We start from the raw sequence: 17,434 nt of genomic DNA, 5'->3' as shown, positions 1-17,434 counted from the left end.
TCGGTCTTTTTCCGGACCCGGGGAATGGCGCCGCCGCAGGGGACGTTGTCCAGGAAGGACGCGAGGAGGAGCGGAAATCGTGCTTGATCCCCAGGATTTGTACGAATGGGACCAGAAGGGGCTGGCCGTGGTCGACGTGGCCCTGGCCCAGGAGTCGGCCGGACTGGTCATGCTCTACCACTTCGACGGCTACATCGACGCCGGTGAGACCGGCGAGCAGATCGTCGAAGGGCTGCTCGACACCCTGCCGCACCAGCTCGTGGCCCGCTTCGACCACGACCGGCTCGTGGACTACCGGGCCCGTCGGCCCCTGCTGACCTTCCGGCGCGACCGCTGGTCGGCGTACGAGACGCCCGCGATCGAGGTCCGGCTCGTCCAGGACGCCACCGGTGCCCCCTTCCTGGTGCTCTCCGGGCCCGAGCCCGACGTCGAGTGGGAGCGGTTCGCCGCCGCCGTGCGCCAGATCGTCGAGCGCCTGGGCGTGCGCCTCGCCGTGAACTTCCACGGCATCCCCATGGGCGTCCCGCACACCCGCCCCGTCGGCCTCACCCCGCACGGCAACCGCACCGACCTCATGCCGGGCCACCGCAGCCCCTTCGACGAGGCCCAGGTGCCCGGCAGCGCCGAGTCCCTCATCGAGTTCCGCCTCACGGAGTCCGGCCACGACACCCTCGGCGTCGCGGCCCACGTCCCGCACTACGTCGCCCGCTCCCCGTACCCCGACGCGGCCCTGACCGCGCTGGAGGCCGTCACCGCGGCCACCGGCCTGGTCCTGCCCGGCGTCGCGCACTCCCTGCGCACCGAGGCGCGCCGCACCCAGACCGAGATCGAGCGCCAGATCGGCGAGGGCGACGACGAACTGGTCGCGCTCGTCCAGGGCCTTGAGCACCAGTACGACGCGATGGCCGGTGCCGAGACCCGCGGCAGCCTGGTCGCCGAGCCCGTCGACCTGCCCTCCGCGGACGAACTGGGCCGCGAGTTCGAGCGCTTCCTCGCCGAACGGGAGGGCGACTCCTGACGGCGCGGCGGTGGGATCTAAGCTGCCGCTCATGCTGAAAGTGGGCCTGACTGGCGGCATCGGCGCCGGCAAGAGCGAAGTGTCACGGCTTCTCGTGTCGTACGGAGCGGTGTTGATCGACGCCGACCGGATCGCCCGGGAGGTCGTGGAGCCCGGTACGCCCGGACTCGCGGCCGTCGTGGCGGAGTTCGGCCCCGGGATCCTCACCCCGGAGGGGACCCTCGACCGGCCCCGCCTGGGCTCCATCGTCTTCAACGACCCCGAGCGCCTGGCCGCCCTCAACGCGATCGTGCATCCGCTGGTCGGCGCCCGCTCGGCCGAGCTGGAGAGCCGGGCCACCGCCGGCGACGTCGTCGTCCACGACGTCCCGCTGCTCACCGAGAACGGCCTCGCGCCCCTGTACGACCTGGTCGTCGTCGTGGACGCCGCCCCGGAGACCCAGCTCGACCGGCTCGTACGGCTGCGCGGCATGACCGAACCCGAGGCCAAGGCCCGGATGGCGGCGCAGGCCACCCGCGCGCAACGGCGGGCCGTGGCCGACCTCGTCATCGACAACGACGGTCCGCTGGAGGCGCTGGAGCCCCAGGTGCGCAAGGTCTGGGAGACGCTCAAGGAACGCGCCGCCGGGCACCCGTAGGGGAAGCGGCGGGCCGGCCCCCGGGGAATGCCGGGGGCCGCTTCGGTTGGCAAGGGCCCCTGGACTGGGTAGAGATGACCTGGGCGGGGGCTTCCGCACGCCGGGTTCCCGTGGAATACGGCCGCCGTGCCCGCTTGTTGAACCGCCGGAGCGAGGAAAGGACGCCACTGTGGCCGAGAGGAACCCGGAGACCCACGTCATCGACTTCCGCGCCGCCGAGCAACTGCTCGCCGCCCGGGACCCGCGTGGCGCCGTCAAGCTGCTCGACTCGGTGATCGCCGCCCACCCCGAGAACACCGCGGCCCGCCTGCTCCGCGCCCGCGCCTTCTTCGCCGCCGCCCAACTCCGCCCGGCCGAGCTGGAGTTCGAGCTGGTCCTGGAGCGCGAGCCGGACAACGCGTTCGCGCACTTCGCGCTCGCCCGCACCTTCCAGCGCTCCGGCCGCCCCGACCAGGCCAAGCGTCACTTCCGTCTCGCCGCGGCGCTCGACCCGAAGCCGGAGTACCTGGAGGCCGCCCGCTTCGGCGCGGAGGCCGACTGAGTCCCGGTCCGCGGCGCGCCCGGCGGGCGCCCCAGGCCCGCGGCCCGGCGGGCGTCAGCGGCGCCGGTCGTTGCCGTGGTCCGGCTCGTACGGCGGGACGTCCCGGCCCGGCTGCCAGTGCGGGCCCTGCCGCAGATGGCGCACGACCATGATCAGGTCGACGGCGGCGACCACGAACAGCGCCCCGCAGGCCGCCGCCCAGCCGGGCCGTTCGAGCAAGGAGAAGACTGTGGTGCCGAAGCCGGCCCACAGCAGCCCCCACAGACTCAGCGCGAGCCGCAGCCGCAGGGGACTGCGCGCGGTCACCGGCTCGCTTCCCGTACGCATGATGCCGACATCTCCCTCCGGGAACCTCCGAGGGCACTTCCAGCATCCACCCGCGACGCGCGATCCGAAAGCACTTCCGGACGGCGAGCGGGAATGAGGGGGATGAGGGGGATGAGGGGGGCACGAGCGCGCCCAGGTGCGCCGGGGCGCGCGCCCGCCCCGCCGGGGTCAGTGGATGACGTTGTAGCTGCGCCAGGGCAGGGTTCCCGGCGCGATCTCGTCACCGGTGTTGGTCGCCACGTAGATGGGCTTCTCGCCCCGGCAGTCCCGGGTCCGGTACAGCTGGATGTCCACCAGCGTGTTGTTCTCGACCCTGGTCGCGCCCGACGGCGCCAGCCGGTGGCAGCCCTTCACGGACGGGCTGGTCACCGTCACCACGAACTCGCGCCCGGTCTCGTACGAGAGCGTGCCGACCATGCTGCGGCCCAGGCCCGAGCAGCCCGTGACCGTGACGGCGAGCAGAGCGGCCCCGGTGGCGATGGTGAGACGCCGGCGAAGGGACATGGCGGAATCCTCGTCTGTCGGAGACTGGCGGCGAAGCGTGTTCCTGGCCACCGTGCCCCCTCCGGGCGCGGGAGTCATGTTCTGTTGGGCCGTACGGGCGATGCGCCGTGACAGTCTGTTGTCAGACCCCACCCGTATGGTCGGAGGTCCCGTCGGAACTCCGTCGCGGAACAGGAGCGGAACAGGAGGTGAGGAGCGCCGTGACCCAGACCCCGCTCGGCCATGCCGCCGTCTTCCTGCCCGCCGCCCTGCCCCGCGAGGGCCGGGTCGCCCTCTGGTCACCCGAGGGCTCCCCCCTGCCCGACCCGGAGCAGCTCGACCCGACGCCGGGGGCCGCCCGGGCCGAGGGCGCGCCCGCCTCCGCCACCAGGGGCGAGCTGACCGTCGTACGGCGCCACGGGGCGGGCGCCCGGTCTCGGACCGTGCCCGCGCTGTTCCTGCCCGTCGCCGAGGCGCTGCCCCTGCTGGTCGCCGCCCGGCACCATCCGGCCGCGCACCCCGCCACCGCCTGCTGGGGTGCCGCCGCCCTGCACGCCCTGCACCTAATCGCCCGGGGACGGCTGCTGCCCGGACTCACCGCCGACGACCACGACGCCTGGCGGGCCGGACCGCTCGACGCCGACGACATCGCGCACCTGAGGGCGATCGCCGCCGCCATGCCGTACGAGGGTCACGCCACGCCGCTGCCCGGGCCCGGCTCAGGCCGCGGCCCGCTGCGCCTGCCCGAGCCGGAGGCGCTGGTGCGGGCCTTCCTCGACGCGGTCGCCGACACCCTGCCCCGGACACCCGCGGCGCCCCACGCGGTCGGCGCGCCGTTCGCCGCGCGGGAGGCCGTCCACCTGCCCCGCGCGCGTACCTGGGCCGCCGAGGCCGCCGCCGGCATGGACGCGGGCGTCCGCGTCTCGCTCCGCCTCGACCTGTCGAAGTACGAGCTGTTCGACGTCTCCGGGGAGTCCGCGGAAGGAGAGGAGCGGCAGGCCGCGGCCGTGCTGCTCCAGGTGCACAGCCTCGCCGACCCCACCCTCGTCATCGACGCCGCCGCCCTGTGGGCCGGCGACGGCGACGAGCACTTCGGCCCCCGCGCCCGGATCGACGCCGTCCTCGCCCTGCGCCGCGCCGCCCGCGTCTGGCCGCCGCTCGGCCGCCTGCTCGAACGGGAGGTGCCCGACGTCCTCCCGATCACCGAGGACGAGCTGTACGAGCTCCTCGGCCCCGCCACCCCACGGCTCGCCGACGCCGGTGTCGCCGTCCACTGGCCCCGCGACCTCGCCCGCTCGCTCAGCGCCTCCGCCGTCGTCCGCCCGGCCCGCTCCGCACCGGGCTCCGCCACCGACGGCACCGCCTTCTTCGACAGCGAGGAACTGCTCCGCTTCAACTGGCAGCTCGCCCTCGACGGCGACCCCCTCACCGAACGGGAGATGGACGTCCTCGCCGAGGCCCACCGGCCCGTCGTCCGGCTGCGCGACCAGTGGGTGGTCGTCGACCCCGACCTCGTCCGCAAGGCCCGCAAGCGCGAGCTCGGACTCCTGGAGCCGGTCGACGCGCTCGCCGTCGCCCTCGGCGGCACCGCGGAGGTGGACGGCGAGACCGTCCCCGCCGTGCCCGTCGGCGCCCTCGCGGCCCTGCGCGACCGGCTCCTCGCCGGGCCCGAGGACGTCCCCCCGCCGCCCGGTCTCGACGCGACCCTCCGTGACTACCAGCTGCGCGGCCTGGCCTGGCTCGACCTGATGACCTCCCTGGGCCTCGGCGGCTGCCTCGCCGACGACATGGGCCTCGGCAAGACCGTCACCCTCATCGCCCTCCACCTGCGCCGCGCCCGCCCCGCACCCACCCTCGTCGTCTGCCCGGCCTCGCTCCTGGGCAACTGGCAGCGGGAGATCCGGCGCTTCGCCCCCGGCGTGCCCGTACGCCGCTTCCACGGCGCCGACCGCACCCTCGGCGGACTCGACGGCGGCTTCGTCCTCACCACGTACGGCACCCTGCGCACCAGCGCCGCCCAGCTCGCCGCGCACGAGTGGGGCATGGTCGTCGCGGACGAGGCCCAGCACGTCAAGAACCCCTTCTCGGCGACGGCCAAGGCACTCCGCACGATCCCCACACCCGCCCGGGTCGCCCTCACCGGCACCCCCGTGGAGAACAACCTCTCCGAGCTGTGGGCGCTCCTCGACTGGACCACCCCGGGACTCCTCGGCCCCCTCAAGGCCTTCCGCTCGCGCCACGCCCGCGCGGTGGAGAACGACGAGGAGGTCGGCAACGAGGAGGCGGTCGAGCGCCTGGCCCGGCTGGTCCGCCCGTTCCTGCTGCGCCGGCGCAAGTCCGACCCCGGCATCGCCCCCGAGCTGCCGCCCAAGACCGAGTCCGACCACCCCGTCGCCCTCACCCGGGAGCAGGCCTCGCTCTACGAGGCGGTGGTGCGCGAGACCATGGCGCAGATCGAGGCCGCCGAGGGCATGGCCCGACGCGGACTGATCATGAAGCTGCTGACCTCGCTCAAGCAGATCTGCAACCACCCCGCGCAGTACCTCAAGGAGCGTTCCCCGCGGAACCGCGGATCGAGCGGCGCCGGGGCCGGGGCCCCGCGCCTCGCCGGGCGCTCCGGGAAGCTGGCCCTCCTCGACGAGCTCCTCGACACGATCCTCGCCGAGGACGGCTCGGTCCTCGTCTTCACGCAGTACGTGTCGATGGCCCGGCTCCTCGCCGACCACCTCGCCGCCCGGGGCATCGACGCCCAACTGCTGCACGGCGGCACGCCCGTCCCGGAGCGGGAGCGGATGGTGGACCGCTTCCAGGCCGGCGAGGTCCCCGTCTTCCTGCTCTCCCTCAAGGCCGCCGGCACGGGGCTCAACCTCACCCGGGCCGGCCATGTCGTGCACTACGACCGCTGGTGGAACCCGGCTGTCGAGGAGCAGGCCACCGACCGCGCCTACCGCATCGGGCAGACCCAGCCGGTCCAGGTGCACCGCCTGATCGCCGAGGGCACCGTCGAGGACAGCATCGCCGAGATGCTGCGCGCCAAGCGGGCGCTCGCCGACGCCGTCCTCGGCAGCGGAGAGGCCGCCCTCACCGAACTGACCGACCGCGATCTCGCCGACCTGGTGTCCCTGAGGAGGCCGTCATGACCCCCGACGACCCCCGCCGCCCCGGTGCGTCCGGCCGCCCCGGTGCGTCCGGCCGCTCCGACGAGCCCCGCCGCCCCGACGAGCCCCGCCGCCCCGACGAGCCCCGATACCCCGACGACCCCCGCTCTCCTGGCCGCCCCCGCGCGGGCGCCGCCCGCCCCCGGCCGCCTCGCACGGCCCCGGCCCGCCCCGCCCTGCCCCGGCACGACGACCGGCGCCGGACCTTCCCCCAGCTCGCCCCGCGCGCGGCGCCCGACGGGCGGTTCGCCGCCACCTGGTGGGGCAACGCCTGGGTCGAGTCCCTGGAGGACGCCGCCCTCGACCCGGCCCGGCTCGCCCGCGGCAAGGCGTACGCCCAGCGCGGCCACGTGGACGCGATCACCGTCACCCCCGGCCGGGTCGTCGCCTACGTGCACGGCAGCCGCCCGCGCCCGTACCGGACCGAGATCCGCCTGCGCACCCTCGGCGACGCCGACTGGGAGCGGTTCCTCGACGAGGCCGCCGCCCGGCCCGAGCACATCGCCGCCCTCCTCGACAAGGACGTCCCGCACGCCCTGGAAGCCGTCACCGGACTCCTCCCCGCCCCCGGCGACCTGATCCCCGACTGCTCCTGCCCCGACGACGGCTACCCCTGCAAGCACGCGGCCGCCCTCTGCTACCAGTCCGCGCGCCTCCTCGACGAGGACCCCTTCGTCCTCTTCCTCATGCGCGGCCGCGGCGAACAGGAACTCCTCGCCGACCTCACCCGGCGCAACGCGGCCCGTTCCGCCGCCGAACGCGGCACCACCGCCCCGGTCCTCCCGACCGTCCCCGCCCGCACCGCGCTCGCCCCACTCACCGGGCACACCCTCCCGCCACTGCCTCCGCCGCTCCCCGCGCCCGCGCACCCCGGCCGCCCCGCGGTCTTCCCCGCCGACCCCGACGCACCCGACCCCCTCGCCCTCGACCTGCTCGCCGGCGAGGCCGCCGCCCGCGCCCACGCCTTCCTCACCACCGGCCACGACCCCGTCGCCGCGCTCACCCCCTGGCAGGACGCGGTACGGCTGGCCGCCGCGCACCCCGGCTCCGGACTCACCGCCTCCACCCGCGCCCTCTACCGGGACCTGTCCTACGCCCTCGACCGCACCCCGACCGACCTGGCCCGCGCCGTCGCCGCCTGGCGCCAGGGCGGGCCGGCCGGACTCGCCGTCCTCGAAGAGCCCTGGGACCCGCCCGCCGGGCCGTTCGACCGGGCCAGACCCGCCCTGCTCGCCGCGGACCTCGCCGCCTTCCGCCCCTGGCGCAACCGGCTCTCCACCCGCTCCCTCCAGCTCCGCTTCGGCCGGGACGGACTCTGGTACGGGTACGAGTCGGACACCGACCGCGAGGACTGGTGGCCGCGCGGCACCCCGGACGCCGACCCGGTCGGGGTGGTCACGGCCCTGCTGGGGAGATGATCGGCCGATACGCTGGTACGACGCGAAGCGGACTCGAAGGGGGCCTGGTGGAAGCCGAGTTGGTGGCACTGGCGACGGCGGGCGCGACCGCATTGGTGCAGCAGATGGTGGGTGACGGCTGGGAGCGCGCCAGGACCAGGGTCGCCGCGTTCTTCGCGGCCCGCTCCGGGGCGGACGAGCAGGCGGTCGGCGAGGAGCTCGAAGCGGCCCGCGACGACCTGCTGCGCGCCGAACGCTCCGGCGACCAGGGGACAGCGGACGAGGCCAGGACCGAGGCCCGCGTCGAATGGCGGGCGAGGATGCGGCGGAGCCTGCTGGCGGACCCGGAGTCGGCGGAAGAACTGCGTTCGATTCTGCGCGAGTTGACTGAGGGTGACGGAGCGCCGCAGTCGCAGCCGCAGCACATCACGATCGGCAACACCATCAACGGAGGGGTCCATCACGGCTTCACCCTCCAGGTCGGCACCATCGGGACCGCCGGCCGGATCGGCGACAACGGAGCGACCGGATCGGCCGGTTCAGCAGGATCAGCCGGTTCGCCCGGATCGACCGACGCGGGCGACCAGGGCGGTCCCCGGACCTGAGCGTCGCCGACCCCGTCGTGCGCGGGGGTCCGTGAACCCCCACGTCGGGGCATGATCCACCGCCCCACACTCGCTCGATGGAGTGAAACACGGCAAAGGTCGGATCCGCGCACGTCACGGATGGCGTTATTTCGGGTACGGGCGACTGCCCGTGAAGAACATCCGGAAGGCAGGAAGCCATGAGGCAGATTCGCCGAAGTGGTCTGGCCACACTGTTGGTCACCGGTGGCGCGCTCGCGCTCTCGGCGGGCGCCGCCCACGCCGACTCCACGGCCCAGGGTGCCGCCGTCGGTTCGCCCGGGGTCGGCTCCGGCAACGCCGTTCAGCTGCCCGTGCACGTCCCCGTCAACCTCTGCGGGAACACCGTCAACGTGGTCGGACTGCTCAACCCGGCGGCCGGCAACAACTGTGCCAACCGCTCGGAATCCCGGGGGTACGGCTCCGAGGGCCGCGGCCCCACCCACAAGGACCTGCCGGGCACCCCGCGCAGCGGATCCTCCGACAACGGCGGCCGCTCGGGCGGTTCGTCCAACGGCGGCGGCGCCACGGCCGAGGGCCGCGCCGTAGGCTCGCCCGGCGTGCTGTCCGGCAACGGCCTGCAGCTCCCCGTCGACCTCCCGGTCAACCTCAGCGGCAACTCGCTGAACGTCGTCGGCATCGGCAACCCGGCCATCGGCAACACCTCGGTCAACGGCCCGGTCGAGCAGCCCTGCGACGAGCACCCCCCGCCGCGCCCGCACACCCCGGTCCGCAACGTGCCGCCCGCCCCGGGCGCCGACGAGCAGACGCCCGTCCCGGCCCCGCAGTCGAGCTCGGTCCAGCTCGCCAGCACCGGCTCGGACGCGGTCGGCTTCGCCGCTCCGGCCGGCGCCGCGCTGCTCCTCGGCGGCGCGCTGATGTACCGCAGGGCCCGCCGCGCGGCCGACCAGGGCTGACCGGGACGCGTGACGCGTCCTCTCAGCCGATACGCCAGGCCCGGAGCACCGCCTCGATGGCGGGCGCGACCCTCGTCCGGGCCTGGTGACGGGGGACCCCGGTCATCAGCAACGAGTCGTACTCGGTGTCGACATGCCGTATGGCGGCCCGTACCGCCGCCGTGACCGCGCCCCGGTCCAGGGACCGGCCGGCGGCCGTGCGCCCCACCCGGCCGCTGCCCTTCGCCGAGGCGTGCCCGGCTATCTCCGCCGCCCGGTCGGCCGGGCAGCTCGGGAAGAGGCGGAGGATCTCCGCCTCCAGGGCCGCCGTGACCTCCACGTCCGATCCGGCCCGGCGCTCCGCGTCCCTCGCCCGGCGCCGCGCCCGTGCCTCGGCGTCCGCGAGGCAGGCGGCCTCCGCGCGCCGCAGCGCCGCCTCCTCCACGAGCAGGCCCTGGCGTTCGTACCGGGTGCGGCGCCTGTTGTGCCGTACCACCACCGCCCACAGCGCGCTGCCCTCACGGGCCCGGCGGGTGAGCGCGGGGTCGCCGCGGCGCAGGAAGACGAGATGGCCGAGGTCGGCGCAGTCCAGGCAGACGATCGCGTTGAACTCGACGATCACACGCTCCAGCGGCCCCTGACGGCACTCCGAGCAGCGGCGTCGCTTGAGCGGTTCGACCACGACGGGGGCGACGAGATCCACGGTGTCGTCCTACCCGTACGGACCCCGGCCGATGCCCGGGAACGCGCTCCGGGACCGGGTTCCCGGCGGCTCAGCGCACCCCGGGGGCGGCCGCCGCGATGAACAGGGCCAGGGCCTCCTTGGCCTGCTCCGAGCGCTCGGTCCGTTCGGCGTCGTCCGCCGCCTCGTGCATGCAGTGGGTCATCTCGAAGGCGGACTCGGCGAGTTGACGGGTCTCCGGCTCGTCGCAGACCAGCTGGACCCGGAAGAGGGCCTGGCGGGCGACGGTCCGCTGCCGGTACGAGGCGTGCCGGGACTCCTCCGCTTCGTCGGAGCCCGGTTCCAGCCTGGCCCGGAACCAGCGGTCGTTCTGGCTGTGCCGGTAGTCGACGACCGCGCCCGCGAACGCGCTGTAGGTCGCGATCCGCTCCTGCCGCAGCTGCTCGGTCCTGGCCAGGGCCGCCGTCCGTTCGGTGGCCCGGCTCTGGAACCAGTGGGTGGCGACCGCACCCAGCAGCGTTCCGAAGACGGCTATCAGCGCCGCATCCATGACGGATTCGCTCCTCGCATTCTCGACGCACCCCCGACGCATCGTCAGCGCGTGCCCAACCGGCAGGAAAAACAGTTCGATTCGCCGGGCTCCGGACCCTAAGGTCGGTCGCGTGGCAACGAAACTCAATCAGATCATCGCAGTAGAGAAAGGCGTCAAGTCCCGGGCGCATCAGGACCTGACCACCGCCCATCACGGACTGCAGAAGCCGGCACTGCTGGCGGGCATCTCCCGTACGTATCAGCCGAAGGACGAGGAGGGCGAGCAGCTGCCGCCCGAGTCGACGCTGGTGCAGGTCAAGGCCGAGGACGTGCTGCGCGACACCGCGCGGACGCTGACCCGCCTCTTCGACGTCACCGCCACCAAGGACTGGGCGAACTGCGAGGCCCGCGCCGACATCACCGTCGACGGACGGGTCCTGGTGGCCGGGGTGCCGGTCGCGTATCTGCTCTTCCTGGAGAAGCAGCTGACGGACATCCTCACCTTCGTCCGCAAGCTGCCGGTCCTCGACGCCGCCGAGTCGTGGACGCAGGACCCGTCGACGGACGCGTGGAAGACCGACCCGGTCCGCACGGTCCGTACGAAGAAGGTGCCGCGCAACCACGTCAAGGCCGAGGCGACGGAGAAGCACCCGGCGCAGGTCGAGGTGTACTACGAGGACATACCGGTGGGGTACTGGACGACCGTGAAGTTCTCCGGCGCGCTGCCCGCCCGGCGGGTCAACGAGCTGGTCGAACGGGTCGAGAAGGTCCAGCAGGCGGTGAAGTTCGCCCGCGAGGAGGCGAACGGCGCCGAGATCACCGACCAGCGCGTCGGCGACGCGGTCTTCGGCTACCTCTTCGGGTAACCGTCCGCGGACGGCCCCGCGGCCGTCACCATGAACTCCCCGGCCGCCAGCCGCGGCCGGGGTGCGCGAGGAGCGCAAAGCTGAAGCTGAGCCTTGTCGTGAATGCGCGGCCCGGATCACCAGAGCACTTCTGATCCGGATCGCGTTCAAACTCAGACTATTGCTCCAGACTCAGCATGCGCCGCTCATCGCCGGATCGACCGGGCCCGGGCCCTGTGCGTCGAAATGCCAGTTCGAATCTGGTCCGCCGAGCTTCGATCGGCGGTGGTCCAATGGCAGGACGCGACGCAATGACGACTGACCCGGGTCCTCAAGTGCGCCGGCGTGTGAAGGGGAGCGGCATCGAAAGGGTCCGGGGGCAGGCTACGCCCTCGGACCCGCTGCCGTTCCAGCCGCCGCGCACGCCGCCGTTCCGGCCGCTGTCCCGGCCCCGGACTACTGGCGGTAGCCGCTGAGGAAGCGCCCGATGCGGCTGATCGCCGCGTCCAGGTCGTCCGCGTGAGGAAGCGTCAGGATGCGGAAGTGGTCCGGGCGCGGCCAGTTGAAACCGGTGCCCTGCACGACCTGGATCTTCTCCCTCAGGAGCAGGTCGAGGACGAACCTCTCGTCGTCGTGGATCTTGTGGACGCTTGGATCCAATCGCGGGAAGGCGTAGAGCGCGCCCTTCGGCTTGACGCAGGAGACGCCGGGGATCTCGTTCAGCTTCTCCCAGGCGCGGTCGCGCTGTTCGTACAGCCGTCCCCCGGGGGCGGTCAGGTCGTGGATCGACTGCCGGCCGCCGAGCGCGGCCTGGATGGCGTACTGCGCGGGGGCGTTGGGGCAGAGGCGCATGGAGGCCAGCATCGTCAGGCCCTCCAGGTAGTTCCTGGCGTGCTCCCGGGGGCCGGTGACGACCAGCCAGCCGGACCGGAAGCCCGCCACCCGGTACGTCTTCGACAGGCCGCCGAAGGTGAGCACGACCAGGTCGGGGGCGAGGGAGGCGGCCGGGTAGTGCACGGCGTCGTCGTAGACGATCTGGTCGTAGATCTCGTCGGCGAAGACCATCAGACCGTGCCGGCGGGCGAGGTCGAGGATGCCCTCGACGATCTCCTTCGGATACACCGCGCCCGTGGGGTTGTTCGGATTGATGATCACGACCGCGCGGGTCCGGTCGGTGATCTTCGCGGCCATGTCGTCGAGGTCCGGGTACCACTCGGCGGACTCGTCGCACAGGTAGTGCACGGCCTTGCCGCCCGCGAGGGTCGTGACCGCCGTCCACAGGGGGAAGTCGGGGGCCGGGATCAGGACCTCGTCGCCGTCCTCCAGGAGTGCCTGGACGGCCATCGACACCAGCTCGGAGACCCCGTTGCCGAGGAAGATGTCGTCGACGTCGACCTCCCGCAGGCCCATCGACTGATAGCGCTGGGCGACCGCGCGGCGGGCGGAGAGGATGCCCCGCGAGTCGGTGTATCCGTGCGCCTTGGGGAGCATCCGGATCATGTCCTGGACGATCTCCTCGGGCGCCTCGAAACCGAAGAGCGCGGGGTTTCCGGTGTTGAGACGCAGGACGCTGTGGCCCGCCTCCTCCAGGGCGTTGGCATGCTCGATGACCGGGCCGCGGATCTCGTAGCAGACCTCGCTCAGCTTGCTCGACTGCCGGAACTCCATGCGCCGACCTCCCCAGATGTGTTGATGCTTGGTTTTACCAAGTTCGAGCTTGGAAAGTCCAACAACATGTCTAGACTGCGTCGCATGCCATGCCGCCGAAGCTATGACCAGTACTGCGCCGCAGCCCGCGCCCTCGACGCCGTCGGTGACCGATGGACGCTCCTGATCGTCCGTGAACTCCTCGCCGGGCCCCGCCGCTACACCGATCTGCACGCCGATCTCCCCGGCGTCAGCACCGACATGCTCGCCGGGCGGCTCAAGGACATGGAGGGCGCCGAACTCGTCACCCGCCGCAGGCTCCCGCCGCCCGCCTCCGCGTCCGTGTACGAGCTCACCGACCGCGGCCGCGACCTGCTCCCCGTCCTGCGCGCCCTCGCCGCCTGGGGCGCACCCGCCCTCGACGCGCCCCAGCCGACGGACGCCGTGCGCGCCCACTGGTTCGCCATCCCGCTCCTGACCGCCCTGGAGCCGCTGGGGGCGCGGGTCGTCCAGGTCACCCTCGACGAGGGGGAGTTCCACGTACGGACCGGGGCCGACGGCCGGGCGGAGTACGGGGACGGGCCGGCCGCCGACGCCGAGGTGCGCCTCGTGACCGACGCGGAGACCTGCCGGGCACTGGCGAACGGGGAGTCGACGCTCGCCGACGCCGTCACGGCGGGCCGGGCCGAACTCGTCGAGACGGTCCCGGCGGCGCTCTGACGCGACGACGACGCCTGCCTACGCGTCGACGGGCCGATCCGGGCTCTGCGCGGAGCTCAGGGGGAAGGGCAGGGGGGAGGCCAGGGCGGCCGCGAGGCGGTTCCTGGCCTCCGTCTGCGCCGCGATCCGCGCGTCGATCACCGCGAGCCGCTCGCGGGCGATCTCGAGACCGCGGGCGGAGGGCGGCGCGGCGGGCATGTTCCCGTCGAGACAGGACGCGAAGGCGGCCACGTCGTCGAGGGTCAACCCGGCGTCCAGCAGGTACCGGATATTGGATACACGCACCACGGCGCCCTCCTCGTAGACCCGGTAGCCGTTGGCCGCGCGCACGGAGGCGATCAGCCCCGCCTGCTCGTAGTGACGCAGCGCGCGAGCCGTCGTTCCGGTCCTCCGGGCCAGTTCACCGATCCGCAAGGACACCACCTCCCCGCGCAGTCGTATCACGCGACCAGGGCGCCCCCGTCGACGGGCAGTACCGTGCCCGTCAGATACGCGGCGTCCGGCGAGGCCAGCGAGGTGATCGCCCAGGCCACGTCCTCCGGGCGGCCGGTCCGGCCCAGGGGAATGTGCGCCAATTGCCAGTCCCGCAGGGCCTTCCGCCGCTCCGGGGTGAGCCCCATGTGGTCGGCGATCGGCGTCTCGATCGCGCCGGGCGCGACGGCGACGACCCGCACCCCGCGCGGCGCCAGTTCCACGGCCCAGCAGCGGGTCAGCGTCTCCAGCGCGCTCTTGGTCGCCGGATAGAAGGAGTTGCCGGGCCAGCCGCGCTGCCCGATCGTGGTCGTCACGTTGACGACGACGCCCCGGGAGGCCTCCAGGGCCGGCAGCGCCGCCTGCGTGAGCAGGACCGGGGCGACGAGATTGGTCTCCAGGAGCGGGCCGATCACCTCACGGCCCAGGGTGCCGAGCGGCCCGCCCTTGGCGATTCCGGCGTTGTTGACGAGGACGTCGAGCCGCCCGTACCCGTCGACCGCCGCCACGATCTTCTCGGGCGCGCCCTCCGCCGTGATGTCCGCGACCAGGGGGCGGACCCCCGGGAAGCCCTCGGCGGTCTCCGCGAGCGGTTCCGGCCTGCGCCCCACGGCGAGGACCGTCGCCCCCTCGCGCGCGAAGGCCCGTGCCGTGGCCCGCCCGATCCCAGTCCCGGCCCCGGTGACCACGACGACGCGGGCGGTGGGGTGGGTGTTGTCCGTGCTGATGTCCATGCGGTGAGGGTCGAACGTTGCCGCCAGTGACAAGGTCAAGCCTGGATCCAATATCCGGGATCCAATATCCGGGATCCAGTGTCAGGGAGCCCGTATCCAAAATCCCCGTGCGGCAGGATGGGACGGATGCGATTCGAAGCGATCAGCTGGGAGAAGCTCGCCGACGCCGTGGCCGGCCGGGTCGACGGGGCCGAGCCCGCCGACGGCAGTGCCTGGCTCAAGGTGGGGATCGACGGCGCACCCGCCGCACCGGGCGCGGAGCTGGCCGACCGGGTCGCCGACGCGCTGCGGCTGCGCGGACGGTCGGTGCTCGTGGTCGGCACGGGCGGATTCCTGCGGCCGGCCTCCCTGCGCTTCGAGTACGGCAAGCAGGACCCGGACGCCTACTACGGCGGCTGGTTCGACACCGGGGCGCTGTGGCGGGAGGTCTTCGGACCGCTGGAGCCGGGCGGCAGCGGCCGGGTGCTGCCCGACCTGTGGGACCCGGCCACCGACCGCGCGACCCGCAGCCCCGCCGTTCCGCTGCCGCCCGGTGGTGTCCTGGTCCTGCACGGGCCCTTCCTGCTCGGGCACTGGTTCCCCTTCGACCTCACCGTGCACCTGCGCCTCTCGCCGGGTGCCCTCGCCCGCCGCACCGAGGAGCCCTGGGCCCTCCCGGCCTTCGAGCGGTACGAGAACGAGGTCGGCCCGGGGGACGTCGCCGACGCCGTCGTGCGCGTCGACGACCCGAGGCGCCCGGCCTGGGCCGGCTTCGGGGATTCCCCGGGAGCCCACTAGGGCCGCCCGCCCACCTTGGTGACCGCCTCCGCTCCCGCGCGGCAGCCCGCTCCGGCCGCCGTCACCGGGGTCGCGCCGGTCAGGAGGGCGGCCAGGAAGGCGCCGGTGAAGGCGTCTCCGGCGCCGGTGGAGTCCACCGCGCGGACCGGCGGCGCCGTCACCCGGGCCGTCACCCGGCCCTCCTCGGCGAGGACGGCACCCTCGCCGCCCAGGGTGACCGCGACCAGTGGAAAGCGGCGGCTGAGGGCCGCGGCGGCCTCGTCCGGGTCGGTGCGGCCGGTCAGCAGGCGGGCCTCGTCGAGGTTGGGCAGCAGGCACTCCGCGCCGTCCACGGCCCCGAGGAAGCGGTCCGTGCCGAGTTCCGTCAGGAACCCGGCGGACGCCGGGTCGACGCTCACCGGGACGCCCGCCGCACGCGCGTCGCGCAGCACCCGCCCGGCCGTCTCGCGGCTCGGCCCGGCGAAGAACAGGTACCCGGACAGATGCACCCGGGCGACCCCGTCGAGCAGCGCCGGCGACCAGTCCTCGGGGGCCAGGCGCAGCGAGGCCCCGCTGTCGGTGAGGAACGTGCGCTCCGCGTCGGGCCCCACCAGGGCGATGACCGCCGCCGTCGGCGCGTCCGGGTCCAGGGCCAGCAGCGGGCGTACCCCCGCGCGGCGCAGCTCCCGCTCGTGCCAGGGCGCCGAGTCGGCGCCCACCCGCCCCAGGAGCCGCACGTCCGCGCGGCCCGAACGCGCCGCCCAGCAGGCCACGTTGGCCCCCGCGCCGCCGGGCAGTGTCCGGATCCGCGCCGGGGTGTCGGTCGCGGCCGCCAGGGGCTTGTGGTGCCGGGCGATCACGTCCGTGACGACGTCCCCGACGACCAGGAGCCCGCCGGGGCTGGTCACGGGCGCTCGCGGTAGGCCGCCGCGATCCGCGCCGCGAGCCGCACATTGCCCCGTACCGCCGCCAGGTTGGCCTCCAGGGACGCGCCTTCCGTGTGCACGGTCAGGTGGTCGAGGAGGAACGGCGTCACCGCCTGCCCCGTGACGCCCTTCTCCTTCGCCGCCGCGAGGCCCTGCGCGAGCACCCGGTCGTGCAGCGCCGGATCGAGCTGGTCCTCGCGCGGCACCGGATGGGCGACGATCAGCGCCGCCCGGGGGCCGCCGAGCGCGTCCTGGGCGCGCATCACTTCCGCCACCTCGTGCGGGGTGCGCAGCGTCCAGTCGACCGGTTCGCCCGACGAGGAGAGGTAGAAGCCGGGGAAGCGGTCCGTCCCGTAGCCGACGACGGTCACCCCGAGCGTCTCCAGGCGCTGGAGCGTCGCCGGCACGTCCAGGATGGACTTGACCCCCGCGCACACCACGGTGACCCCGACACGGGCGAGCAGCCGCAGGTCGGCCGACTCGTCCTGGGTCTCGGCCCACTCCCGGTGCACACCGCCGAGCCCGCCGGTCGCGAAGACCCGGATGCCCACGGAGTCCGCGAGCCAGGCGGTCCCGGAGACGGTCGTCGCACCCGTCGCCCCCGTCGCGAGCGCGGGCGCCAGATCGCGGTGCCCCAGCTTCCGGACCGACGGGTCCTCCGCGATCCTGGTCAGCCCGGCCTCGTCCAGACCGACCCGGGCGGTGCCGTCGAGCACCGCGATGGTGGCGGGGACGGCCCCGCCCTCCCGCACCAGGGCCTCCAGCTCTCTGGCCACGGCCAGGTTGCGCGGGCGTGGCAGACCGTGGGCGATGATCGTCGACTCGAGCGCGACGACGGGACGCCGCTCGCGGAGCGCCTCCCGTACCTCCTCGGACACCTGTGTGGACATGGGGGATCTCTGACGCAACCGTGGCCCCCGCAAACCTCGGTGGCGCGCATCGGCCACCACGCGCCGACCTCGATGCGTCCGTCACCGCGTCCCCTCACACGGCGTCAGCCACAGCACGTCAGCCACAGACCATCGGCCACAGCGCATCAGCC

Annotated in this window: 19 protein-coding genes; 10 read left to right on the top strand and 9 right to left on the bottom strand. The window is 73.9% G+C overall.

Translation table 11 applies throughout. From position 1 onward, the window contains the following. Positions 1 to 79: 79 nt before the first annotated feature. From ACZ3ZE_RS00945 to ACZ3ZE_RS00935, 3 genes are all read left to right on the top strand, one after another. On the top strand, positions 80 to 1,018 hold the full coding sequence (locus ACZ3ZE_RS00945) for a PAC2 family protein (protein WP_361164272.1): 939 nt from the start codon (positions 80 to 82) through the stop codon (positions 1,016 to 1,018). A 31-nt stretch (positions 1,019 to 1,049) separates the two neighbouring features. After that, the gene (gene coaE / locus ACZ3ZE_RS00940; protein WP_363291129.1) at positions 1,050 to 1,655 is read left to right on the top strand and encodes a dephospho-CoA kinase; all 606 of its coding nucleotides are present in this window, start codon (positions 1,050 to 1,052) and stop codon (positions 1,653 to 1,655) included. 169 nt (positions 1,656 to 1,824) lie between these two features. Next, positions 1,825 to 2,196, top strand: a complete 372-nt coding sequence (locus tag ACZ3ZE_RS00935) for a tetratricopeptide repeat protein (RefSeq protein ID WP_361164278.1) — start codon at positions 1,825 to 1,827, stop codon at positions 2,194 to 2,196. A gap of 54 nt (positions 2,197 to 2,250) precedes the next feature. Here the strand turns inward: ACZ3ZE_RS00935 and ACZ3ZE_RS00930 are convergent, their stop codons facing one another. Beyond that, positions 2,251 to 2,523, bottom strand: a complete 273-nt coding sequence (locus tag ACZ3ZE_RS00930) for a DUF6343 family protein (RefSeq protein WP_361164281.1) — start codon at positions 2,521 to 2,523, stop codon at positions 2,251 to 2,253. A 168-nt stretch (positions 2,524 to 2,691) separates the two neighbouring features. Next, positions 2,692 to 3,027 carry a hypothetical protein gene (locus ACZ3ZE_RS00925; RefSeq protein ID WP_361164284.1) on the bottom strand — a complete coding sequence of 112 codons (336 nt, stop codon included), beginning with the start codon at positions 3,025 to 3,027 and terminating at the stop codon, positions 2,692 to 2,694. Between the two features lie 200 nt (positions 3,028 to 3,227). Between ACZ3ZE_RS00925 and ACZ3ZE_RS00920 the strand changes: the two genes are divergently transcribed. From ACZ3ZE_RS00920 to ACZ3ZE_RS00905, 4 genes are all read left to right on the top strand, one after another. Beyond that, positions 3,228 to 6,146, top strand: a complete 2,919-nt coding sequence (locus ACZ3ZE_RS00920) for an SNF2-related protein (RefSeq protein ID WP_363291130.1) — start codon at positions 3,228 to 3,230, stop codon at positions 6,144 to 6,146. Further along, a complete protein-coding gene (locus tag ACZ3ZE_RS00915; RefSeq protein ID WP_467256933.1) occupies positions 6,143 to 7,582 on the top strand; it encodes an SWIM zinc finger family protein in 1,440 nt (479 codons plus the stop codon). Before ACZ3ZE_RS00920 ends, ACZ3ZE_RS00915 begins: the two co-directional genes overlap by 4 nt. A gap of 47 nt (positions 7,583 to 7,629) precedes the next feature. Beyond that, positions 7,630 to 8,166: a hypothetical protein gene (locus tag ACZ3ZE_RS00910; protein ID WP_467256931.1), complete on the top strand. Its 537-nt coding sequence runs from the start codon at positions 7,630 to 7,632 to the stop codon at positions 8,164 to 8,166. Between the two features lie 179 nt (positions 8,167 to 8,345). Further along, complete coding sequence (locus tag ACZ3ZE_RS00905; RefSeq protein ID WP_361164296.1) at positions 8,346 to 9,101, top strand: chaplin; 756 nt, start codon at positions 8,346 to 8,348, stop codon at positions 9,099 to 9,101. 22 nt (positions 9,102 to 9,123) lie between these two features. On the opposite strand, the gene ACZ3ZE_RS00900 is transcribed toward ACZ3ZE_RS00905, so the two are convergent. Together ACZ3ZE_RS00900 and ACZ3ZE_RS00895 are read right to left on the bottom strand one after the other, a co-directional pair. Next, entirely contained in the window at positions 9,124 to 9,783 is a 660-nt protein-coding gene (locus tag ACZ3ZE_RS00900; protein ID WP_361164299.1) for a DUF2293 domain-containing protein, read from the bottom strand. 70 nt (positions 9,784 to 9,853) lie between these two features. Beyond that, on the bottom strand, positions 9,854 to 10,312 hold the full coding sequence (locus ACZ3ZE_RS00895; RefSeq protein WP_361164302.1) for a hypothetical protein: 459 nt from the start codon (positions 10,310 to 10,312) through the stop codon (positions 9,854 to 9,856). Between the two features lie 112 nt (positions 10,313 to 10,424). Here ACZ3ZE_RS00895 and ACZ3ZE_RS00890 point away from each other — a divergent pair, with 112 nt between their 5' ends. After that, a complete protein-coding gene (locus tag ACZ3ZE_RS00890) occupies positions 10,425 to 11,159 on the top strand; it encodes a DUF7873 family protein (RefSeq protein ID WP_361164305.1) in 735 nt (244 codons plus the stop codon). A gap of 435 nt (positions 11,160 to 11,594) precedes the next feature. Here ACZ3ZE_RS00890 and ACZ3ZE_RS00885 read toward each other — a convergent pair whose 3' ends face one another. Then, positions 11,595 to 12,806, bottom strand: coding sequence for a pyridoxal phosphate-dependent aminotransferase (locus tag ACZ3ZE_RS00885; RefSeq protein WP_361164308.1), 1,212 nt, complete (start codon positions 12,804 to 12,806; stop codon positions 11,595 to 11,597). A gap of 66 nt (positions 12,807 to 12,872) precedes the next feature. On the opposite strand from ACZ3ZE_RS00885, the gene ACZ3ZE_RS00880 reads away from it, so the two are divergent. Further along, on the top strand, positions 12,873 to 13,505 hold the full coding sequence (locus ACZ3ZE_RS00880) for a winged helix-turn-helix transcriptional regulator (RefSeq protein WP_467256929.1): 633 nt from the start codon (positions 12,873 to 12,875) through the stop codon (positions 13,503 to 13,505). A gap of 18 nt (positions 13,506 to 13,523) precedes the next feature. Here ACZ3ZE_RS00880 and ACZ3ZE_RS00875 read toward each other — a convergent pair whose 3' ends face one another. Both ACZ3ZE_RS00875 and ACZ3ZE_RS00870 read right to left on the bottom strand, forming a co-directional pair. Beyond that, a complete protein-coding gene (locus ACZ3ZE_RS00875; protein ID WP_467256927.1) occupies positions 13,524 to 13,919 on the bottom strand; it encodes a MerR family transcriptional regulator in 396 nt (131 codons plus the stop codon). Between the two features lie 26 nt (positions 13,920 to 13,945). Further along, on the bottom strand, positions 13,946 to 14,710 hold the full coding sequence (locus tag ACZ3ZE_RS00870; RefSeq protein WP_467256925.1) for an SDR family NAD(P)-dependent oxidoreductase: 765 nt from the start codon (positions 14,708 to 14,710) through the stop codon (positions 13,946 to 13,948). A gap of 126 nt (positions 14,711 to 14,836) precedes the next feature. Here ACZ3ZE_RS00870 and ACZ3ZE_RS00865 point away from each other — a divergent pair, with 126 nt between their 5' ends. After that, the gene (locus ACZ3ZE_RS00865) at positions 14,837 to 15,487 is read left to right on the top strand and encodes a nucleoside/nucleotide kinase family protein (RefSeq protein ID WP_442304269.1); all 651 of its coding nucleotides are present in this window, start codon (positions 14,837 to 14,839) and stop codon (positions 15,485 to 15,487) included. Here ACZ3ZE_RS00865 and ACZ3ZE_RS00860 read toward each other — a convergent pair. Then, positions 15,484 to 16,374, bottom strand: coding sequence for a carbohydrate kinase family protein (locus tag ACZ3ZE_RS00860; protein ID WP_467256924.1), 891 nt, complete (start codon positions 16,372 to 16,374; stop codon positions 15,484 to 15,486). The two genes, ACZ3ZE_RS00865 and ACZ3ZE_RS00860, sit on opposite strands and share 4 nt — an antisense overlap. Continuing rightward, positions 16,371 to 17,282 carry a pseudouridine-5'-phosphate glycosidase gene (locus tag ACZ3ZE_RS00855; RefSeq protein WP_442304270.1) on the bottom strand — a complete coding sequence of 304 codons (912 nt, stop codon included), beginning with the start codon at positions 17,280 to 17,282 and terminating at the stop codon, positions 16,371 to 16,373. The genes ACZ3ZE_RS00860 and ACZ3ZE_RS00855 overlap by 4 nt, the downstream gene beginning before the upstream one ends. Between the last annotated feature and the right edge of the window lie 152 nt (positions 17,283 to 17,434).

This window comes from Streptomyces sp. NPDC023157 (assembly GCF_055560575.1).
The sequence above is the reverse complement of the archived record's forward strand: the minus strand, read 5'-3'. Positions and strand labels throughout refer to the sequence as shown.

What these genes read in the sequence shown, in the direction of transcription:
- ACZ3ZE_RS00925 (WP_361164284.1), bottom strand. Translation starts at nt 3,027, where the DNA reads ATGTCCCTTCGCCGGCGTCTCACCATCGCCACCGGGGCCGCTCTGCTC.
- ACZ3ZE_RS00880 (WP_467256929.1), top strand. Translation starts at nt 12,873, where the DNA reads ATGTCTAGACTGCGTCGCATGCCATGCCGCCGAAGCTATGACCAGTAC.
- coaE (WP_363291129.1), top strand. Translation starts at nt 1,050, where the DNA reads ATGCTGAAAGTGGGCCTGACTGGCGGCATCGGCGCCGGCAAGAGCGAA.
- ACZ3ZE_RS00905 (WP_361164296.1), top strand. Translation starts at nt 8,346, where the DNA reads ATGAGGCAGATTCGCCGAAGTGGTCTGGCCACACTGTTGGTCACCGGT.
- ACZ3ZE_RS00895 (WP_361164302.1), bottom strand. Translation starts at nt 10,312, where the DNA reads ATGGATGCGGCGCTGATAGCCGTCTTCGGAACGCTGCTGGGTGCGGTC.
- ACZ3ZE_RS00885 (WP_361164308.1), bottom strand. Translation starts at nt 12,806, where the DNA reads ATGGAGTTCCGGCAGTCGAGCAAGCTGAGCGAGGTCTGCTACGAGATC.
- ACZ3ZE_RS00855 (WP_442304270.1), bottom strand. Translation starts at nt 17,282, where the DNA reads ATGTCCACACAGGTGTCCGAGGAGGTACGGGAGGCGCTCCGCGAGCGG.
- ACZ3ZE_RS00865 (WP_442304269.1), top strand. Translation starts at nt 14,837, where the DNA reads ATGCGATTCGAAGCGATCAGCTGGGAGAAGCTCGCCGACGCCGTGGCC.
- ACZ3ZE_RS00930 (WP_361164281.1), bottom strand. Translation starts at nt 2,523, where the DNA reads ATGCGTACGGGAAGCGAGCCGGTGACCGCGCGCAGTCCCCTGCGGCTG.
- ACZ3ZE_RS00915 (WP_467256933.1), top strand. Translation starts at nt 6,143, where the DNA reads ATGACCCCCGACGACCCCCGCCGCCCCGGTGCGTCCGGCCGCCCCGGT.
- ACZ3ZE_RS00870 (WP_467256925.1), bottom strand. Translation starts at nt 14,710, where the DNA reads ATGGACATCAGCACGGACAACACCCACCCCACCGCCCGCGTCGTCGTG.